A 430-nucleotide genomic window follows, 5' to 3' on the forward strand; every position below is an offset into this window, starting at 1 on the left:
GTTCGATACAGTAAAGCGGTCTGATTTATCAAATATTTCACCGGTCTCGGGGTTGGTATCAATAACATTATCGAAGGTGCTGTCTATATAACCTAAAGAGACGTCAAAAGTGAGTGATTCAGTAGCAATGTAGGTAAGTTCTACTTCAATACCGTCTGATGTTGACTCGCCAATATTACCTAGTCGTTGATTTAAATCAGATGCATCATCGCCCGGTAGTACGGAAATATACTGACGGTCTTTATGATCTAAAGTAAATAGCGTAATGTTTGCACGAAGATTGTCGTTCCATTCGCTTTTCATTCCTATTTCAAACGAGTCTACAATTTCAGGCTTTGCTGCGGGCTCTGCTACGGTAGCACGCGGGTTAAACGTGCCTGACTTAAAACCTTGGGCATAGCTTGCAAAAAATAGAATGTCGGGGTTGTAC

Annotated in this window: 1 protein-coding gene; it reads right to left on the reverse strand. The window is 41.4% G+C overall.

The annotated features are described in order from the left end of the window. On the reverse strand, window positions 1-430 hold a 430-nt coding region (locus tag AAEY83_RS12930; protein WP_351059320.1), incomplete at both ends, for a TonB-dependent receptor domain-containing protein.

The organism is Psychrobacter sp. TB20-MNA-CIBAN-0197 (genome assembly GCF_040309765.1).
GTDB lineage: Bacteria > Pseudomonadota > Gammaproteobacteria > Pseudomonadales > Moraxellaceae > Psychrobacter > Psychrobacter submarinus.